This window comes from Thermodesulfomicrobium sp. WS, from assembly GCF_027925145.1.
In the GTDB taxonomy this organism is placed as follows: domain Bacteria; phylum Desulfobacterota; class Desulfovibrionia; order Desulfovibrionales; family Desulfomicrobiaceae; genus Thermodesulfomicrobium.
Genome location: NZ_AP027130.1, coordinates 1,808,824 through 1,826,230 on the forward strand (window position 1 = coordinate 1,808,824; position 17,407 = coordinate 1,826,230).

A 17,407-nucleotide genomic window follows, 5' to 3' on the forward strand; every position below is an offset into this window, starting at 1 on the left:
AGGTGCGCGAGGAACGCCCCCCTGTCAACGGCACAGCTGCGCCCACAGGGCGTGCAGGCGCGTGTCGGCGGTGAGTTCCGGGTGAAAGGCCGTGGCCCAAATCATTCCCTGACGCACGCCGACCACCTCATCCCCACGCCAGGCCAAGGGGACCACGGCCTCCCCCCAGGCCACCAGACGCGGGGCGCGGATGAACACCCCAGGGAAGGCTCCCAGGTCCGCCACCTGCACCTCGGCCTGAAAGCTCTCCCGCTGGCGGCCATAGGCGTTGCGCGCCACCTGGATGTCCATCACCCCCAACGTGGTCTGATGGCGCCCCGGATCCCGGGCCAAGAACACCAGCCCCGCGCACACCCCCCATACCGGCCGCGTGGCGGCAAAGGAGCGCAGCGGCTCCACGAGCCCGCCGGCGACGGCAAGGATGCCCAGGGTCGTACTCTCCCCGCCGGGGATGATGAGGCCGGAGATTCCTTCCAGGTCCTTGGGGACACGCACCTGCCGGTGCGCGATGCCCAAACGCGCAAGGGCCGCGGCGTGCTCGGCAAAGCCCCCTTGCAGGGCCAGCACTCCGATGCGCATCACCAGCCCCTCTGCGCCAGGCGGGCCGCGTCCGCCAATTGCTGCACCGCCACGCCGCTCATGGCCTCGCCCAGGCCGGCACTGATCTCGGCGAGTTTCTCAAAGTCGGCAAAATGCGTGACCGCCTGGACAATGGCCCGGGCGCGGGCCTGCGGGTCCGCACTCTTGAAGATGCCGGAGCCCACGAACACCCCGTCCATGCCCAGGTGCATCATGAGTGCCGCATCCGCCGGCGTGGCGATGCCGCCCGCGGCAAAATGCACCACCGGCAAGCGGCCGAGTTTTCGCGTCTGCCACACCAGATCCAGCGGAGCGCGCAGTTCCTTGGCGTAGGCCGCCACTTCGTCCTCGGCCATGGAGCACAGACGCCGGATGGCCCCCTGTACCAAGCGGGCATGGCGCACCGCCTCGGACACATCCCCGGTGCCCGCCTCGCCCTTGGTGCGGATCATGGCCGCCCCCTCGGCAACGCGGCGCAGGGCCTCACCCAGGTCACGACAGCCGCACACAAAGGGCACACGAAAGCTGCGCTTGTCGATATGGTGGGATTCGTCCGCCGGGGTCAGGACTTCGCTCTCATCGATGTAGTCCACGCCCACGGCCTCCAGGATGCGGGCCTCCACGAAATGGCCGATGCGGCATTTGGCCATGACCGGGATGCTCACCGCAGCCATGATCTCCCGGATGAGCCCAGGGTCGGACATGCGCGCCACCCCGCCCTGGGCGCGGATATCCGCCGGTACCCGCTCCAAGGCCATGACCGCGCAGGCCCCGGCCTGCTCCGCCACCACCGCCTGCTCCGGGCTCACCACATCCATGATCACCCCACCCTTGAGCATGCGCGCCAGTCCCTCGCCCAATACGTCGCGTGTCTCCATCGTCGTCCTCCTTGTGATTGCTGGCAAAACGCCATGATGCCCACCAGCGGGCACAGCACAAGAAGGAATCCCTGAGGAGCAAAATCAGGAGGAATTTTCCTGGTTGAGCCCCTGGAGACAGCAGGTCACAGCATGGGGGGAGAAAATGGCCGTATCCCGGAGGAGGTCCCGTGTCCGCATCGCCGACCATCTGCTTTTGCTTCGGCTATACCGAGGCCGACATCGTCGCCGACATCCAGGCCCATGGCCGAAGCACCATCATGGAACGTATCGTGCGCGAAAAGGCCCAGGGCGGCTGCAGCTGCGCCACCACCAATCCCAAAGGCCGCTGATGCCTGGCGGACGTCCGCCAGGTGGTGGACCGCACCCTGGGCCGCAGAACCCTGTGACGACGCCGCAGTCAGACCACCCCGAGGGGTACCCGCAGCGCCGATCTACTGCACCGTCCCCCGGGCCTCCCGGGCCAGTTCCGCCACTTTGGCGCGCAGATACTGGGCCACGAGATCGCCCATGTCCGGATCGGTTGCATGGGCGGCGGCGTATTCCCGCAAGTCGGCCTCCATCTGCGCCTCCATGCGGGCGGACTCCAGGAACATGAGAAACACCAGACACAAGGCCGCGTCGTTTTCTTCCCCACCACTCACGAGCACCTGCAGCTGGGCGTCCGGGATGGTCTCCAGCAGCCGGTCCACAAATGCGGAAATCCATTTCTCGTAGAGCTTGGGCATGAGCGCCGGCACCAGCTCCGCCAAGCGGGTGGCGGCGTCCGGGGTGATATTAGGAAGCGTGACGAGAAGGTACTCGCGAATGGCTTCGTGACGTTGCGGCTCACTCCACTGGAATTTACCCAGTATGGTCAAAAAGATCTTGGCCCGGATCTCGCTGGAAGAAAGCATCGTATTCTCCAAAATCAAGAATGATCGAAATAAGGGGAAAGCAGCTCGGGCGCATCCTTCTGGATGGCCAAAACGATGCGCGCGCACGCCCATGCGTCGGAAGCGGCGTCGTGGTGCTTCAAAGGAATGCCCAAGTGCCTGCATACCACAGGCAGGGCTGCCGAAGGAAGATTCCAGGCCTTGCGGGAAAGGCGCACGGTACAGACGAAGGGCAATGCCGGGATAGGGATGCCGTAGTGCCGGCAACAGGCGCTAAGCACTCCGCGATCGAAGGCCGCGTTGTGGGCGGCCAGAAACCGCGCCCCGGCCACAAGGGGGGCGATCTGCGGCCACAATTGCCCAAAATCCGGGGCATCGGCCACCATGGCCGGGGTGATGCCATGGATGCGGACACAAAACGGCGAAAAGGTCAGGTGCGGGGGCCGGATGAGACGCGCCAGCCGCGCCGTCACCCGCCCGGCCTCCACCCGCACCACGCCCACGGCGCAGGCGCTCTCGCGGCTGCCGTCCGCGGTCTCGAAATCCAGGGCGACAAAGACGGACATCAGCAGATGCGCGGCAGCTGCTCGCCCTCCAGCATATCCGCCAGGCGCTGGCCGCCCAAGGGAGTGGTGATCACCACCCGGCTGGGGCCGGCCGCAGCCGTACCGATGCGCGCGGCGTGCCGGCCCAAGGGATGGGCGCGCAAGGCCGCCAGGGCGGCGTCGCCATGCGCCTCAGGCACCAGGCACACGAGTTTGCCCTCGTTGGCGAGATAGAGCGGATCGAGCCCCAAGAAGGAACATCCGGAAGCCACCTCCGGCCGCACCGGCACGGCCGCTTCCTCCACCTGGATCTCCACGCCCGATTGGGCGGCGATTTCATTCAAGGTGGTGATGAGGCCGCCGCGGGTGGGGTCGCGCAGCACGTGCACCTCGGGCACCGCCGCGAGCACGGCCTCCACCAGGCCGTTCAAGCTCGCACAGTCGGAGACCACCGGCACGTCGAAGGAAAGGCCTTCGCGGCTCGCCATGATGGCCAGGCCATGGTCCCCTAGAAAGCCGCTCACGAGCACCGCGTCCCCGGGCTTTGCGCGGTGGCCGCTGGGCGCGGGCTGCACCAGCACCTCACCGATGCCGGTGGTGGTGATGAACATGCCATCCGCCGCGCCTTTGGGCACCACTTTGGTATCTCCGGCCACCACGAGCACCCCGGCCTCCTTGGCGGCTTTGGCCATGGAGGTGACGATGCGCTCAAGGTCCGCCATCAAGAAGCCCTCTTCGATGACGAAGGCCGCGGTAAGGAAGCGGGGGCGGGCGCCGAGCATGGCCACGTCGTTGACCGTGCCGTGCACCGCCAAGGCGCCGATGTCGCCGCCAGGGAAAAAGAGCGGGCTCACGGTGAACCCGTCGGTGCTCACCGCCACAGGCCCGGAGACGGGCAAGAGGGCGGCGTCGTCCATGCGGGTGAGATAGTCGTTGCCCAGCAATCGGAAAAAGAGGTCGTGGATCAGGCGGTGCGAGGCCTTGCCCCCGCTTCCGGCGTCCAAGAGAATGCGATCCATCAGCGTGGTCCTTATCCGGGCCTAGCGCACCCGGTATTTGAAGTATGCGGCGCACGAGCCTTCGGTGGACACCATGCACGGTCCCACCGGGGCTGCCGGGGTGCAGACCCGGCCGAAGAGCGGGCACCCGTCCGGGGCGAGCTTGCCCTTGAGCACCTCGCCGCAGCGGCAGCCGGGAATGGGCGGCACGTCCTGCTCTTCCACGGCGAACACCACGCGGGCGTCCCAGGGGGCGTACTCGGGCCGCAGGGCGAGACCGCTGCGCGGGATGACGCCGATGCCGCGCCAGGGGGCGTCGGTGACGGCGAATACTTCGTCCAAGATGGCCATGGCCCGGGGGTTGCCTGCGTCCGCCACCACCCGACGATAACAGTTTTCCACCCGCGCCGTGCCGCCTGCAGTCATCTCCGCCAGGGTCTTGATGGCGTCCAAGATGTCTACAGGTTCGAAGCCAGCGACCACCGCAGGGATGCCGTGCTCCGCGGCCAGGAATTGGTACGGCTCGGTGCCGATGATGGCCGAGACATGGCCAGGGAGGAGGAAGGCATCCAGAGAGATGTCCGGGTCCGCGGCCAAGGCCGCCAGGGCCGGGGGCACCAGCTTGTGCATGCTCAGCACGGAAAAGTTCATGATCTCCCGCGCCTTGGCCATCTGGAGGGTGGCTGCCACCGCCGGTGCCGTGGTCTCGAAGCCCACGCCCAAGAACACCACCTGTTCTTCGGGATGCGCGGCGGCCCACTCCAGGGCATCGGCCGGAGAGTAGACGATCTTCACCGTGGCGCCCTCGGCCTGCGCGGCCTTGAGGCTGCGCCCCCCGGGGCCGGGGACGCGCATGAGGTCGCCAAAGGTGGCCACGGTCACCTTGGGGCGGGAAGCCAGGTCCAAGAATGCCGCCACCTCGCGGTCGTGGGTGACGCACACCGGGCACCCTGGTCCGGAGAGGTGCTCCACCACGTCCGCGAGCACCGAGCGGATGCCGGAGCGGAAAATGGCCACCGTATGGGTGCCGCACACCTCCATGAAACGGAGGCGTCGGCCCGCCAACCGCTCGCGAATGGCCCCCACCAAAGAACGGCACAACGCGGGGTCGTGAAAGCCGTCAATACGCTGATCCATGGGACCTCCTGCCAGAAATAGAGGGCGCGCCAGGCGTTTGCTTTTGCCGGCGACCCTGCTAAAGGTCGGCCTTGGGGCGTGTCAACCACGCCCCGCCGAAAACGCCAGTTCCCATGACCCACGGACCTGCCATGCTCCACCACATCCCTGCCGCGCCGTGCGGGCGCATCCCTTCGGACGAAACGTGTCAGGCATGGTGGCGTGCCTACGACATGCTGCCGCACATCGAGCGCCATAGCGCCCAGGTGGCGGCCATTGCCACGGAAATCGCCACCCTGGCGGTCGCCGCAGGCAAAACCATCGCCGCGGATCTCGGCGCCGACGACGCCGTGCGCCTGGTGCGGGCCGCGGCCCTGCTCCATGACCTCGGCAAGACCTACTGCATCCGCCACGGCGGCAACCACAGCCAGCTGGGGGCGGCCTGGGCCATGGAGTGCACGGGAAATCCGCGCCTGGCGCAAGGGGTGCTCCACCACGTGTATTGGCCCGGGGCTCTGGACCCGGAGCTCCACTTCCTCCCCCTCGTAGTCTCGTACAGCGACAAACGGGTACGGCACGAAGAGATCGTCTCCGTGGACGAACGCTTCACCGATCTCCTGGAGCGCTACGGCCGCACCCCTCAAAGCCGGGAGCATATCCACCGCACCTGGGCCCAGGCCCGGCAACTGGAATCCACCTTGAGCACCTATTTGGGAGTGCCACTGCATGAACATCCTTTTGATTGCCGGAGGTTGGTCCCCGGAGCGTGACGTCTCCTTGCTCGGGGCCGAGCAGATCGAGGGCGCCCTGCGCCGTCTGGGCCACCAGGTGCGACGCTTCGACCCCGAAGGCGGACTGCACGGGATCTTCGACGCCGCACAAGGCCAGGATTTCGCCTTTCTCAATCTCCACGGCTCCCCCGGCGAAGACGGCCTGGTGCAGGCCCTTCTCGAGACCATCCCGCTTCCCTACCAGGGCGCTGGCCCTCGTGGTTCGCTGCTCGCCCTGGACAAGGCCGCGGCCAAGGCCGTCTTTGTCCGTGCCGGGCTCGCCACCCCGGCCTGGGAGTTCGTGTCCGCCAACCGGATCGCCTCGTGGCACCCCCGGCTGCCCTATCCTTTGGTGCTCAAGCCCAATCGCGGCGGCTCCAGCGTCGGCGTCGCCTTTGTGAACAATGAGGCCGAGCGCATCACCCAGCTCGCCCGGCCCGAAGTGCTCGGCCAAGACCTCATCGCCGAGGTGTGCATCCACGGAGTGGAACTCACCTGCGGCGTCCTGGAGGGCAAGACGCTTCCGCCGATCCTCATCCGCCCCAAGGCCGGCAGCTTCTTCGACTACGCGAGCAAATACCTGCCCGGCGCCAGCGACGAAATCTGCCCTGCACCCGTGGACGCCGCCACCACCCGAAAACTCCAAGAGATGGCTCAAACCGCCCATGAGGCGTTAGGACTTGCCGACTACAGCCGCTCGGATTTCCTCATGGATGGCGCAGGGAAACTCTGGATCCTCGAAACCAACACCCTGCCGGGCATGACCGCCACGAGCCTTTTGCCCCAAGAGGCCGCGGCTGTGGGGCTTTCCTTCGAAGACCTGCTTGCCGAACTCATCCGTCTGGGGATGCGCAAGCATTCATGAACCGCCTCTACGCCCTGCTTGCCACCCTCGCCGCGCCCGCCCTGCTGCACCCACGCCTGCGCGCAGGCGCAGCCGAGCGACTCATGCGCACCACGGCGCCCCGTTGCCAACTCTGGATCCAAGCCGCCTCCGCCGGCGAATGCCGGCTGGTGGCCCCGCTTTTGGCAGCGCTCCCCACGCCCCTCAGTATCCTTGCCACCGCCACCACCACCCAAGGCCGGGACTTTCTCGCCTCCTGCGCCCCCCAGGCGGCAGTGCGAGAGATTACCCTGCACGTACGGCACCAGCCTTGGGACCACCCCGCACTGGTGGGGCGCCTGCTGGACCAGGCCGCGCCGAAGGCCGTGGTGCTCCTGGAGACCGAGCTTTGGCCCGGCATCCTTGCGGCCTGTGCCGCGCGCCGCATCCCGGTTACCGTGGCCAGCGCCCGCATGACACGGCGTTCCTTTGCCCGCTACCTGCGCCTTCGCCCCTGGTTTTCCTCCATGGGGCCCGCGCTGGTCGCCGCCGTGAGCCCCCAGGACGCGGCCCGCTTCGCCGCCCTGTTCCCGCAGGCGCAGGTGGAGGTGATCCCCAGCCTCAAATTCGCCCTGGCCCTGGACCCCGAGGAAACCCCTCCCGCAGACCTCGCCCAGATGGCGGCGGCCACCAGTCCGGTCCTGGTGCTGGGCTCCGTGCGCGCCGAAGAAGAGAACATGGTGCTCGCCCTCATCACCCATCTGCGCGCCCTGGCCCCCCAGGCGGGCATCCTCCTCTTCCCCCGCCACCTGCACCGGATCGCGACCTGGCAAAGACACCTGGAGCGCGCCGGGATCCCCTTTCGGCTGCGCTCGGGAAACCACCCCATCGCCCCCGGGGAGGTGCTGCTGGGAGACCGCTTCGGCGAACTGCGCGCCGCCTACGCCATGGCCCACCGCGCCTTCGTGGGCGGGACTTTCGTGGGCGGCGGTCACAATTTTCTCGAACCCTTGGCCCAAGGCGTGCTCCCCTCCATCGGCCCGCACTGGGAACACTTCGCCTGGGTGGGAAAACCCGTGGTCGATCAATGGGTGACGGTCACCGCCACCCCTCAGGAAGCCGCCCGGTCGCTGCTGCTCCCGGCGCCGCCGCGACACGCCGTGCGCGCGGCCTTTGCCGCAGCCGTGGCCGCCCAGGCCGACGGCGCGCGCCATATCGTCCGTCTGCTCACCCCCTTCCTGGAGCCTCTGTCCCAACCATGAACGTCCTTGCCATCATCCCCGCCCGCTACGCCAGTTCCCGCTTTCCCGGAAAGCCCCTGGCGCCCATCCTCGGCAAACCCATGTTCTGGCACGTGGCCACCAGGGCCGCGGCAAGCCCTGCGGTCGGGCGCGTGGTGCTCGCCACGGACGACGCACGCATCGAGGCCGCAGCCCGCGACCTCGGGGTGGCCGTGGTGCGCACCCGGCCCGATCACCCCAGCGGCTCTGACCGGGTGTTGGAAGCCGCCCGCATCCTCAAGGCCACGCCGGACACCGTCGTGCTCAACGTCCAAGGCGACGAACCCCTGCTCCACCCGGAGATGCTCGACGCCCTGGTGGCGCCCTTTGCCCGCCCCGAGGTGGGCATCACCACCTTGGCGCGGCCCATCAGCGCCCATGAGGCCACACGGCCGGACACCGTGAAAGTGGTACGCGCCACCGACGGCCGGGCGCTGTATTTCTCCCGCGCCCCTATCCCGTACGGCCGCGATGCGCAGCCCCAATACCTCGGACACATCGGTCTCTACGGGTTCCGGCTGCCGCTTCTTGAAAAGTTTGCTAAACTGGGTCAAAGTCCCTTGGAACGCATGGAGTGCCTGGAGCAGTTGCGCCTTTTGGAGGCCGGCATTCCCATCCACGTGGCCATCACGCCCCACATGAGTTTTGGGGTGGACCGGCCGGAAGACATCGACACCGTAACCCGCATCCTCAACGAGCAGGCATCATGAAAGCTCTCCTTGCCCTGGAAGACGGCACCCTGTTCCCCGGCACCTCGTTCACCGGACCGGGGGAAACCGGTGGGGAAGTCATCTTCAACACCGGCATGACCGGATATCAGGAAATCCTCACGGACCCATCCTATTTTGGCCAGATGGTGTGCATGACGTACCCGCACATCGGCAACTACGGCATCAATCCCGAAGACGTGGAGTCCGGCCGCATCCACTGCGCGGCGCTCATCGTGCGCGAGTGCTGCCCGGTGCCCTCCAATTGGCGGGCCACGGAAAGTCTGCCCCAATATCTCTCCCGCCACGGGGTCATGGGGCTGGAGGGGATCGACACCCGGGCCCTTACCCGGCACCTGCGTATCCACGGCGCCATGCGCGGCATCATCTCCACGGCGGTGGACGATCCCGCGGCCCTGGTGGCCAAGGCCCGCAGCCTTCCTTCCATGGAAGGGGCAGGGCTTGCGGACCATGTCGCCCCCAAGGCGCCGTACCACTGGACACCGCAGGGCCCCGTCCCGGCCCCGCAAAGCCAAGACGGCCTGCCCTGCTGGCCCGAGGGCGGACGCTTCCGGGTGGTGGTCTACGACTACGGCGTCAAGTGGAACATCCTGCGCCTCATGGCGGCGCACGGTATCGCCATCATCGGCGTGCCGCCACGCTTCCCCGCCGAGGCCGTGCGACGGCTCTCTCCCCACGGCGTGTTCCTCTCCAACGGCCCCGGCGACCCCGCGGCCCTCACGCAGGAGATCGCCATCATCCGCCAACTCTGCGACGAATTCCCCGTGGCCGGCATCTGCCTAGGACACCAGCTCTTGGGCCTGGCCTTGGGCGGCCGCAGCTTCAAGCTCAAGTTCGGCCACCACGGCGTGAACCACCCGGTACAAAACCTCGCCACCGGCAAGATCGACATCTCCTCCCAGAATCACGGTTTTTGTGTGGACATCTCGGGCCTGGACGATCTGGAAAAGACGCATATCAACCTCAACGACAAGACCCTGGAAGGCTTCCGCCACCGGAAAAAACCCATCTTCTGCGTGCAGCATCATCCGGAAGCCGGCCCTGGCCCCCATGACTGCCAGGCCTTCTTCCCGCGCTTTGCCCGGATGCTGGAAACCGGCGCCCCGGTCTAAACGCCAAGGAGACACCCATGTCCGCCGAAGTGCTCAAAGCCAAGAAACAGCTCAACGATGTCTACGGCCTGCTCAAACAGGGCAAGCTCTTGTCGGCGGTACGCAACCTCCTGGAGGCCACGCAGTTCGTGCTCCGGGCCCAGCTGCTCAAACACGAATTCAAGGCCTTCCAAGAATCGCTGGACAAGGCGGCCTATTTCCTCGCCAACGACCAGGGCCTCAAAAAGATCTATCCCCTGCAGATCCCCTACAAACCCGGCATGGAAAAGGAACTGGCCCAGAGTCTCACCGAGCTCTACAGCTTCCTCCAGGAAAACTTCCAGGAGGAGCTTCAAGTGAGCATGCAGTCCCTGGAGGCCAAACGTCAGGAGCTCTGGGCCAAGCTGGAGGCGGCCGCCGCCGCGGGCAACAGCGCCGAGGCTGAACGCGCCGCGCGCAAAGTCATCGAAACCGCGCCCGAGGATACGGACCTCAAAGAGGCCATCGCGGACCTCTTTTTGGAGCATGGTCTGCTGGATCTGGCCATTGCCATGCTCAAGGAGGCCCACGCCCAAAACCCCGAGTCCGCCCATATCTTCAACAAATTGGCCATGACGCTGCGCAAGGCCGGACACCTGGAAGAGGCGGAACAGTGCTATCTCCACGCCCTGGAGCGCGCGCCCAAGGACGAATACCTCCACTTCAACCTCGGCCGGGTGTACCTGGACATGCGCCAATGGAAACGGGCCATGGAGTGTGCGGACAAGGCCATCGCCCTCAACGCGGATTTTGACGAAGCCCGCAAGATGCGCCTTTATGCGCACAAGCAGATGCAGCGCGCCTAACTCCCGCAGACGTACGCACGAGGCCGATATGAACTTCAATTTCCTCTGCAAAGAACCCGCTCCGCCCAACGGCCGCAGCGTGGGCATCGTGGGCGCCGGGCCCTCGGGGCTCGCCGCGGCAGGCTATCTTTCCTGTCTGGGCTACCAGGTGACCGTCTACGACAAGCTCCCCAAACCCGGGGGGCTCATGCGCTTCGGCATCCCCGGACATCGCATCCCCAAAGAGCGCATCGAGGCGGGTATCCGCCACATGGAACGCCAATTTGGCGTGATCTTCCAAAGCCATACCAAGATCTGCTGTTCCGCCCCCCTCTTCGAGGAAGAAGGCGACCACTTCTGCCGGGAGGTGCTCGGCCTTGGAGACATCGTCAAACGCCACGACGCCAGCATCATCTGCACCGGCGCCTGGAAATCGCGCAAACTCGGCATCCCTGGCGAAGACCTGCCGGGAGTCTACTCCGGCCTGGAATTCCTCTTTCCCATCCGTGCCGCCCACTACTGCGCCCCCCATGCCAAGCCCGTGGAAGTCGCCGGCAAGGTGGTGGCGGTCATCGGCGCCGGACATTCGGCGGTGGACGTGGCCCATAGCGCCCTGCGGCTGGGGGCGGCCACGGTGTATCATCTCTACCGCCGCACCGCCCAAGAGGCCCCGTGCGGCTCCTTCGAGATCGAGCGCCTCCAGTCTCTGGGAGTCGTCTGGCACGAGCGGGTCACCCCGGTGCGCATCCTCGGCGAAGCCCACGTGGAAGGCATCGAACTCAGCCATCCGGAGCACGGCACCATCACCCTGGCTGCAGATATCGTGGTCACCGCCATCGGCGAAATCGCCACCCCGCCCTTTGCCCGGGAACTGGGCCTGGAAAACGTCCGCAAGGGCGAGGTGCGGTGGCTGCATATGACGGATATCGAAAATGTCTTCGTGGCCGGAGACGCCCTCACCGGCCCCAGCAAGATCGGCAAAGCGATCTACAGCGGCCTCAAGGCGGCCCGGTCCCTGGCCAATTGGCTGGACCTCAAGGCCCAGGACCGTCTTGACGCGTACGCCTACGACGACCTCATGACCAAAGACGAACGCACGAGGCGCGCATGAGCTCTGGACGCAAAGTCCTCTACGTGGACTACAGTAAATGCATCGGCTGCGAAACGTGTGAATATGTATGCAAATTCGTGCATGACGTGCCGCGCATCCAGATGACCCGCACCGTCGACGGGGTGATGGTCCCCCTGTATTGCCACCACTGCGAAGAACCCAAATGCATGCGGGCATGCAAACGAGGGGCCATTGTCCAGGATCACGATGGGGCCGTCATCCACCAATACCTACTGTGCCGCGGGTGTGAAAGCCGCAGTTGCATCCTCGCGTGCCCGTATGGCGCCATGCTGGAGACGGACAAAGGGGTGATGATCGCCAAGTGCGACCTGTGCGCCAGCCGGCGACAGCTGGGCATGAATCCGGCCTGCGCCGAGATGTGCCCCTGCGGCGCCATCCAATACGTGGATGAGGCAGATCTCGCCGCCCTCAAGACCGAAGAGGCGGAGCTGGCCGAGGCCCGGGTGCTCCGCCACATCCGCAAACCCCACAAAGACTGAACCTCAGGCCAGCGCCAATGTCGCAAGGGCATTGACGGCGCTGGCCGCCAAGGGGGAGCCGCCTTTGCGCCCCCGCAGCACGATGCTCGGCACCGTGGGGCAGCACGCCAAGAAAAACTCTTTGGACTCCGAGGCGTTGACAAAGCCCACCGGCATGGCCACCACCAGCCTGGGCGGCCGCGCCCCGGCCAGCAGGTGCTCGGTAAGGCGCACCAAGGCCGTAGGGGCGTTGCCGATGACGATGATGTCCGCGCCCCCGTCTTCCATCAGGAGGTCCATGGCTGCGGCGGTCTGCGTCAGACCCTCGCGCCGCGCCCGTTGAGCGACACGTGCGTCCCCCAAGAGGCACTCCACCGTGGCCCCCAGGGGCTGCAAACGACGCATGGGAATGCCCATGCGGGCCATATGGGTGTCCGTGACAATACGCGCTCCAGCACGCAGGGCCGCCACCCCCTCGGCCACGGCGCGGGGATGAAACGCCAACGCGTTCACGATATCCAGGTCCGCACAGGCATGCACCACCCGTCGGGCCACCACCCACTCCGGGCCCGCAAAAGGCTTGGGATCCCCCACTTCGGCGTCGATGCGCGCCATGGAAAGGGGTTCGATGTCTTCCGGGGTCACGGCGGTCAGGAGCTCCCGGAGGGTTCTGCAGTCTTGTAACATGATTTTCTCTTGAATTGTGCGATAGTTCTCAATAAGAAGCCTCCCGTTGTCCCGGATCTCCAGCCCAAGGATACTCGTGCATATCGGTCTGGCATCACTTCCCTTGGATCACGGCAGCAGCGACATTCTCGATACGGTACACGCCGTGGTGCGGCAAGCGAGCAACCTCGGGGTCGGCGTGCTCTGCTTCTCTTCCCGCTCCATCACCACCCCGCAAGACCCGACCCCGCTCCTCCACGATGCCGCGCGCCTGGCCCACGACTGCAGCCTCGCGCTGCTGCTGCCGGTCCTCGATACCGCCTCCGGCCAAGAGTCCGTGGCCGTGATCGACGCCTCCGGCACCATCCTGGCGGTATACCAGCCTGGGGTTTCCCACTGCTACCCGGCCTTCGAACTCGCCGGACGCTGTTTTGGTCTGGTGGTGGGGGACACCCTCTGGACCCGCGGCGACTGCCTGCGGCCTCTGGTGCGCCACGGGGCCCAGCTCATCTTCCACGCCCATGCCACGGTGCTCGACGGAGACGGCATCCCGCCGCGCACCTGGTGCGACCCGGATGCCTCGTTCCACGAAAAGGCCCTCATCTGCCGCAGCGCCGAAGCCAAGATCCCCATCGCCAGTGTCGGACCTGCCCACCCCTGCCAGGCGGCAGCCACCTGCGTGGTAGCACCGGACGGCAGTTGCCTCTGCCATCAGCCGTACAGCCAGCCCGGGCTGCTCACCCATCACTGGGAAAGCCCGGCGAGCGATTTTGCCTGCCTGTCCTCGTCCTCGATGCCGTAGCGCCGCATCTTGGCCCGCAGCGTCACCCGGGTGATCCCCAGGATGCGCGCCGCCTGGCTCTTGTTGCCCCCGGTCTCGCGGAGCACCTCGAGGATGCGCTCCCGCTCGGCATCTTCCAGACTTCCAGGACTGCCCGCCCCCTCCTGGGGAGCCCGCTCCACGGCGGAGCGCACGGAAGCAGGCAAGTCCTCCAGATCGATGGTCTCTGCCGGGCACAGAATCACCGCCCGCTCCACGGCGTTTTGCAGCTCCCGCACATTGCCCGGCCAGTCGTGACGCAGGAGCGCATCCATGGCGCGGGGAGAAAAGGCGCGGACCGCGCGGTGGTTGCGCTCGGCATAGCGCTGCAAAAAGTGGTGCGCCAACAAGACGATATCCTCACGCCGCGCCCGAAGCGGCGGCACTGCTACGGTGATGACACTCAGGCGGTAGTACAGGTCCTCCCGAAACCTCCCGGCAGCCACTTCCGCAGCCAGATCCCGGTTGGTGGCCGCGAGGATGCGCACGTCCACCCGTGTTATCCGGTCGGAGCCCAAACGCTGCACTTCGCCTTCCTGCACCGCACGCAAGAGTTTGGCCTGCACGGCCAAAGGGAGCTCGCCCATTTCATCGAGAAAGAGTGTCCCGCCGTGGGCCTTGAGAAAGCGGCCGTCCCGGGGGCGATCTGCGCCGGTAAAGGCCCCTTTTTCGTGGCCAAAGAGCTCGGATTCCAAAAGCTGCTCCGGAAGGGCCGCGCAATTGACCGTCACCAGCGGCCCTGAAGCCCGCAGGCTCGCCCGGTGGATGGCCCGGGCCACCAATTCCTTCCCCGTGCCCGACTCCCCGGTGATGAGCACCGTGGCCTCGGTGGGGGCAACGGCATCGATGGTGCGGAAAAGCTCGCGCATGGCCGGCGACGAGCCCACCAGCTCCGGCTCGCCCGAGGCGCGTTCCACCACCTCGCGCAGGCGCACGTTTTCCAACTTCAAGCGGCCATGATCCACAGCACGGGCGAGAGCAAGGCGCAGATGTTCAAAATCCAACGGCTTTTGCAGATAATCATACGCCCCCTCGCGCACCGCCTGAATGGCGCTCTCCACCGAGGAGTAGGCAGTCATGATGAGTACCGGCAGGGCGGGATTGATGGCACGGATGTGGTGCAGGGCAGTGATCCCATCCATCCGGGCCATGCGGATGTCGGTGAGCACCGCATCGAAAGGCTGCGCGCGCACTTGCTCCACCGCGGCTTCGCCGTCTTCCACGCGCACCACGTCATACCCCCATCCCGAGAGCATCACCTCCAGCATCACCCCATGGGCGTGGTCGTCTTCGACGATGAGTATGCGTGCCTTATCCATCCTGAGCGTCCTCCATGTCTGCCGATCCCGCCGGGATTACCAAACGCACGGTAGTGCCGACCCCAAGCCGCGACTGCACCTCGATGCGGCCGCCATGGGCCTCCACGATACGGCGGGTGATGGCCAGCCCCAAGCCGGTGCCGGTTCCGCGGGTGGTGAAATAGGGATCGAAGATACGCTCCAGATGCTCTGGAGCAATGCCGTGCCCCGTGTCCTCCACGAGGATCTCCACACCCTCGCGTCCCCCCCGGGCCGAAAGCGTGAGACTTCCGCCATCGGGCATGGCATGGATGGCGTTGAGGAGCAGATTGAGCAGCGCCTGCCGAATGCGGTCGGCATCCCAAAAGACAATGATCCCCGAAGGGACGCGCACCTCCACCGCAATCCCCTGGGAGGCACATTCCGGAGCCACCAGGCGAGCGGCATCGTGGCAGAGTGTCGCAACCTCCTGCTTGGCGCGGACAAGGCGAAACGGCCGTGCCAGGTCCAAGAGCTCCGAGATACTGCGGTCCATGCGCCCCACTTCGTGCACCACCAAGCGCGCCATGGCGGCCTCGCGGGAGTCTTCGGCAAAGAGGCCGGCAAAGTAGGTGGCAAAGCCCTTGATGGAGCTCAAGGGGTTGCGGATCTCGTGCGCCACGCCGGCAGCGAGGCTTCCCACCAGGGCGAGCTGCGCCTGCCGGGCCATGGCTTCCTGCAGGCCACGCACCCGGCGACGCCAAAACACGGAAACCGCGCCCAACACCACCAAAGCACCGCCCGTGAGCACGGCCACGGCCCGGGCATGGCGGTCATGACGCCCTGCCTCCAGGTAATCTCGGGCATCCAAGACCACCACGGCCACCCACTGGCCACACCCAGGATCCGTGCATCCCGACCGTTCTGGAAGCTGGGTCAACGCCCGAGGCAGCGGACGAAAACGCCGATGCACCACAAAGAGTACCGGATCGGTATCCGTGAGGATACGGAACTTGGGGAATGGCTCCGGGACCAACGAGGCAAAATCGAGCCCTTCGATCACCCGACGACTGCGGGCGCTCACCGCCATGGGACGCAGATTGTGATCGAGCACCGCCACGGCCTCCACGTCCCGTCGGCCCACCAATTCATCCATAACCCGGCCCAAACCAAAAAGCCCGCCACCGCCATGCCCCATGCGCGCCCCAGCCTCCAGGACCCGGATCAAGGTATCTCCTTGACTCATGAGTACCTGGGCGGCGGTTTCCTGCATGCGGCCACTATGCATGACGGCCAGGGCCGAGACCACCACGGCCAAAACCATGGCCACCACCCAGGCCACCCCAGCCACCTGCTCGGCCATGCGGTGCATCCGGTCCGAAAATATCTCCACGGAAGATCTCCTTCGTGCGCAGCGTTGCCGGATCCTAGCAAAAAGGCTACCACTTGGCCATGGAAAGCACACATGACCGCAGCCTGCACGCATGGCAAGAGGCCGTTGACACCTGGGTGCGCACCATCGGCGTACGCTACTTCTCCGAACTCACCAACCTCGGCATCCTCATGGAAGAAGTAGGTGAGCTGGCGCGCATCATGGTGCGCCGCTTCGGCGACCAAAGCTTCAAGCCCCACGAAAAGGACGACCTGGCCGACGAGCTGGCGGACGTGCTCTTCGTGCTCCTGTGCCTGGCCAACCAAACCGGCGTGGACCTGGACGCCGCCCTTGCCCAGAACCTCGAAAAAAAGACCCGCCGTGACCGGGACCGCCACCGCTCCAATCCCAAACTCACCACGCCATCCTAACGATGGATACTTTCCAACCATCCTGACCAGGCAACTGGAAAGTTTTTATCCATCACAGCCTGCGAAACCACCGTGTCGCCCCGATTTTCCGTCGTTTGAGCGTTGGCACGTCCGTTGAATACAAGAAGGCATCCTCTTCCTCCCAACCATATACCCCAAGGAGTTTTCAGTATGAAACGGACGACCAAGACCCTCGCCACCATCGCTCTGTGTGCCCTCTTCGCTGCCCCGGTGCTTGCCGCCAATACCACGGCCCCGGGACAAGGCTCGGGCTACGGCATGGGACCCGGCATGGGCCATGGCATGGGCCATGGCATGGGGCATGGGGGTGGCATGATGGGCATGATGCCGCAAGCCACCCCGATCCCGCCGGAAAAGCAGACTGCCTTGAACGCATTGTGGGAGGCCCACCATGCGGAAATGGCCCCCTTGCAGGATGCCCTGTGGGCCAAGCACGAAGAGCTGCGCGCCCTGGCCGCCAACCCCAACACCAAGCCCGAAACCATCCAGTCCCTCATCAAGGAGCTCACGGATCTGCGCGCCCAGGTGCGCACCAAGCAGGACGCCTTCCGCGCCAAGGTCAAGAGCGATCTCGGCATCACCCTGCCCTATGGCATGGGTGGTTGCGGCATGGGACGAAAGATGGGGCACGGCTGCGGCATGATGGGCAATTGCGGCATGATGGGTGACGGCCCCGCCAACTAACCCTTCCTCCTTCCCTCTCCTCCCTCAGGCGGCCCGGGA

The 17,407-nt window shown here is 66.0% G+C and carries 21 protein-coding genes; 12 read left to right on the forward strand and 9 right to left on the reverse strand.

Annotated elements, in window-relative coordinates:
- Positions 1-24: 24 nt before the first annotated feature.
- On the reverse strand, positions 25-579 hold the full coding sequence (pdxT, locus tag QMF81_RS08720) for a pyridoxal 5'-phosphate synthase glutaminase subunit PdxT (protein ID WP_281750417.1): 555 nt from the start codon (positions 577-579) through the stop codon (positions 25-27).
- Entirely contained in the window at positions 579-1,457 is an 879-nt protein-coding gene (pdxS, locus tag QMF81_RS08725) for a pyridoxal 5'-phosphate synthase lyase subunit PdxS (protein WP_281750418.1), read from the reverse strand. The genes pdxT and pdxS overlap by 1 nt, the downstream gene beginning before the upstream one ends.
- Before the next feature lie 170 nt (positions 1,458-1,627).
- Between pdxS and QMF81_RS08730 the strand changes: the two genes are divergently transcribed.
- Positions 1,628-1,789 carry a hypothetical protein gene (locus tag QMF81_RS08730; protein WP_281752980.1) on the forward strand — a complete coding sequence of 54 codons (162 nt, stop codon included), beginning with the start codon at positions 1,628-1,630 and terminating at the stop codon, positions 1,787-1,789.
- A 102-nt stretch (positions 1,790-1,891) separates the two neighbouring features.
- Here the strand turns inward: QMF81_RS08730 and QMF81_RS08735 are convergent, their stop codons facing one another.
- The 4 genes from QMF81_RS08735 to hypD are packed head-to-tail and all read right to left on the reverse strand — an operon-like array spanning position 1,892 to position 5,012.
- Positions 1,892-2,353, reverse strand: a complete 462-nt coding sequence (locus QMF81_RS08735) for a hypothetical protein (protein WP_281750419.1) — start codon at positions 2,351-2,353, stop codon at positions 1,892-1,894.
- A 14-nt stretch (positions 2,354-2,367) separates the two neighbouring features.
- Positions 2,368-2,898: a 3'-5' exonuclease gene (locus tag QMF81_RS08740; protein ID WP_281750420.1), complete on the reverse strand. Its 531-nt coding sequence runs from the start codon at positions 2,896-2,898 to the stop codon at positions 2,368-2,370.
- Positions 2,898-3,896, reverse strand: a complete 999-nt coding sequence (hypE, locus tag QMF81_RS08745) for a hydrogenase expression/formation protein HypE (RefSeq protein WP_281750421.1) — start codon at positions 3,894-3,896, stop codon at positions 2,898-2,900. Before hypE ends, QMF81_RS08740 begins: the two co-directional genes overlap by 1 nt.
- 21 nt (positions 3,897-3,917) lie before the next feature.
- Entirely contained in the window at positions 3,918-5,012 is a 1,095-nt protein-coding gene (gene hypD, locus QMF81_RS08750) for a hydrogenase formation protein HypD (RefSeq protein ID WP_281750422.1), read from the reverse strand.
- 113 nt (positions 5,013-5,125) lie between these two features.
- Between hypD and QMF81_RS08755 the strand changes: the two genes are divergently transcribed.
- The 8 genes from QMF81_RS08755 to QMF81_RS08790 are packed head-to-tail and all read left to right on the forward strand — an operon-like array spanning position 5,126 to position 12,118.
- On the forward strand, positions 5,126-5,761 hold the full coding sequence (locus QMF81_RS08755) for an HDIG domain-containing metalloprotein (RefSeq protein ID WP_281750423.1): 636 nt from the start codon (positions 5,126-5,128) through the stop codon (positions 5,759-5,761).
- Positions 5,718-6,626, forward strand: coding sequence for a D-alanine--D-alanine ligase (locus QMF81_RS08760; protein ID WP_281750424.1), 909 nt, complete (start codon positions 5,718-5,720; stop codon positions 6,624-6,626). Before QMF81_RS08755 ends, QMF81_RS08760 begins: the two co-directional genes overlap by 44 nt.
- A complete protein-coding gene (locus QMF81_RS08765) occupies positions 6,623-7,846 on the forward strand; it encodes a glycosyltransferase N-terminal domain-containing protein (RefSeq protein WP_281750425.1) in 1,224 nt (407 codons plus the stop codon). Before QMF81_RS08760 ends, QMF81_RS08765 begins: the two co-directional genes overlap by 4 nt.
- Positions 7,843-8,574, forward strand: coding sequence for a 3-deoxy-manno-octulosonate cytidylyltransferase (gene kdsB, locus QMF81_RS08770; protein WP_281750426.1), 732 nt, complete (start codon positions 7,843-7,845; stop codon positions 8,572-8,574). The genes QMF81_RS08765 and kdsB overlap by 4 nt, the downstream gene beginning before the upstream one ends.
- Positions 8,571-9,704, forward strand: a complete 1,134-nt coding sequence (carA, locus tag QMF81_RS08775; protein ID WP_281750427.1) for a glutamine-hydrolyzing carbamoyl-phosphate synthase small subunit — start codon at positions 8,571-8,573, stop codon at positions 9,702-9,704. The genes kdsB and carA overlap by 4 nt, the downstream gene beginning before the upstream one ends.
- Before the next feature lie 17 nt (positions 9,705-9,721).
- Complete coding sequence (locus QMF81_RS08780; RefSeq protein WP_281750428.1) at positions 9,722-10,528, forward strand: tetratricopeptide repeat protein; 807 nt, start codon at positions 9,722-9,724, stop codon at positions 10,526-10,528.
- A gap of 28 nt (positions 10,529-10,556) precedes the next feature.
- On the forward strand, positions 10,557-11,618 hold the full coding sequence (locus QMF81_RS08785; RefSeq protein ID WP_281750429.1) for an FAD-dependent oxidoreductase: 1,062 nt from the start codon (positions 10,557-10,559) through the stop codon (positions 11,616-11,618).
- Complete coding sequence (locus QMF81_RS08790) at positions 11,615-12,118, forward strand: 4Fe-4S dicluster domain-containing protein (protein ID WP_281750430.1); 504 nt, start codon at positions 11,615-11,617, stop codon at positions 12,116-12,118. Before QMF81_RS08785 ends, QMF81_RS08790 begins: the two co-directional genes overlap by 4 nt.
- Positions 12,119-12,121: 3 nt before the next feature.
- On the opposite strand, the gene QMF81_RS08795 is transcribed toward QMF81_RS08790, so the two are convergent.
- A complete protein-coding gene (locus QMF81_RS08795; protein WP_281750431.1) occupies positions 12,122-12,784 on the reverse strand; it encodes a precorrin-8X methylmutase in 663 nt (220 codons plus the stop codon).
- A gap of 76 nt (positions 12,785-12,860) precedes the next feature.
- Here QMF81_RS08795 and QMF81_RS08800 point away from each other — a divergent pair, with 76 nt between their 5' ends.
- Positions 12,861-13,565 (forward strand): hypothetical protein, encoded by a 705-nt coding sequence (locus QMF81_RS08800; protein ID WP_281750432.1) that lies wholly within the window; start codon positions 12,861-12,863, stop codon positions 13,563-13,565.
- On the opposite strand, the gene QMF81_RS08805 is transcribed toward QMF81_RS08800, so the two are convergent.
- On the reverse strand, positions 13,508-14,902 hold the full coding sequence (locus tag QMF81_RS08805) for a sigma-54 dependent transcriptional regulator (protein WP_281750433.1): 1,395 nt from the start codon (positions 14,900-14,902) through the stop codon (positions 13,508-13,510). The two genes, QMF81_RS08800 and QMF81_RS08805, sit on opposite strands and share 58 nt — an antisense overlap.
- Positions 14,895-16,253: an ATP-binding protein gene (locus tag QMF81_RS08810; RefSeq protein ID WP_281750434.1), complete on the reverse strand. Its 1,359-nt coding sequence runs from the start codon at positions 16,251-16,253 to the stop codon at positions 14,895-14,897. Before QMF81_RS08810 ends, QMF81_RS08805 begins: the two co-directional genes overlap by 8 nt.
- A 59-nt stretch (positions 16,254-16,312) precedes the next feature.
- On the opposite strand from QMF81_RS08810, the gene QMF81_RS08815 reads away from it, so the two are divergent.
- Both QMF81_RS08815 and QMF81_RS08820 read left to right on the forward strand, forming a co-directional pair.
- Positions 16,313-16,663 carry a nucleotide pyrophosphohydrolase gene (locus tag QMF81_RS08815; RefSeq protein WP_281750435.1) on the forward strand — a complete coding sequence of 117 codons (351 nt, stop codon included), beginning with the start codon at positions 16,313-16,315 and terminating at the stop codon, positions 16,661-16,663.
- A 171-nt stretch (positions 16,664-16,834) separates the two neighbouring features.
- Positions 16,835-17,368, forward strand: a complete 534-nt coding sequence (locus QMF81_RS08820) for a periplasmic heavy metal sensor (RefSeq protein WP_281750436.1) — start codon at positions 16,835-16,837, stop codon at positions 17,366-17,368.
- Positions 17,369-17,407 lie beyond the last annotated feature (39 nt).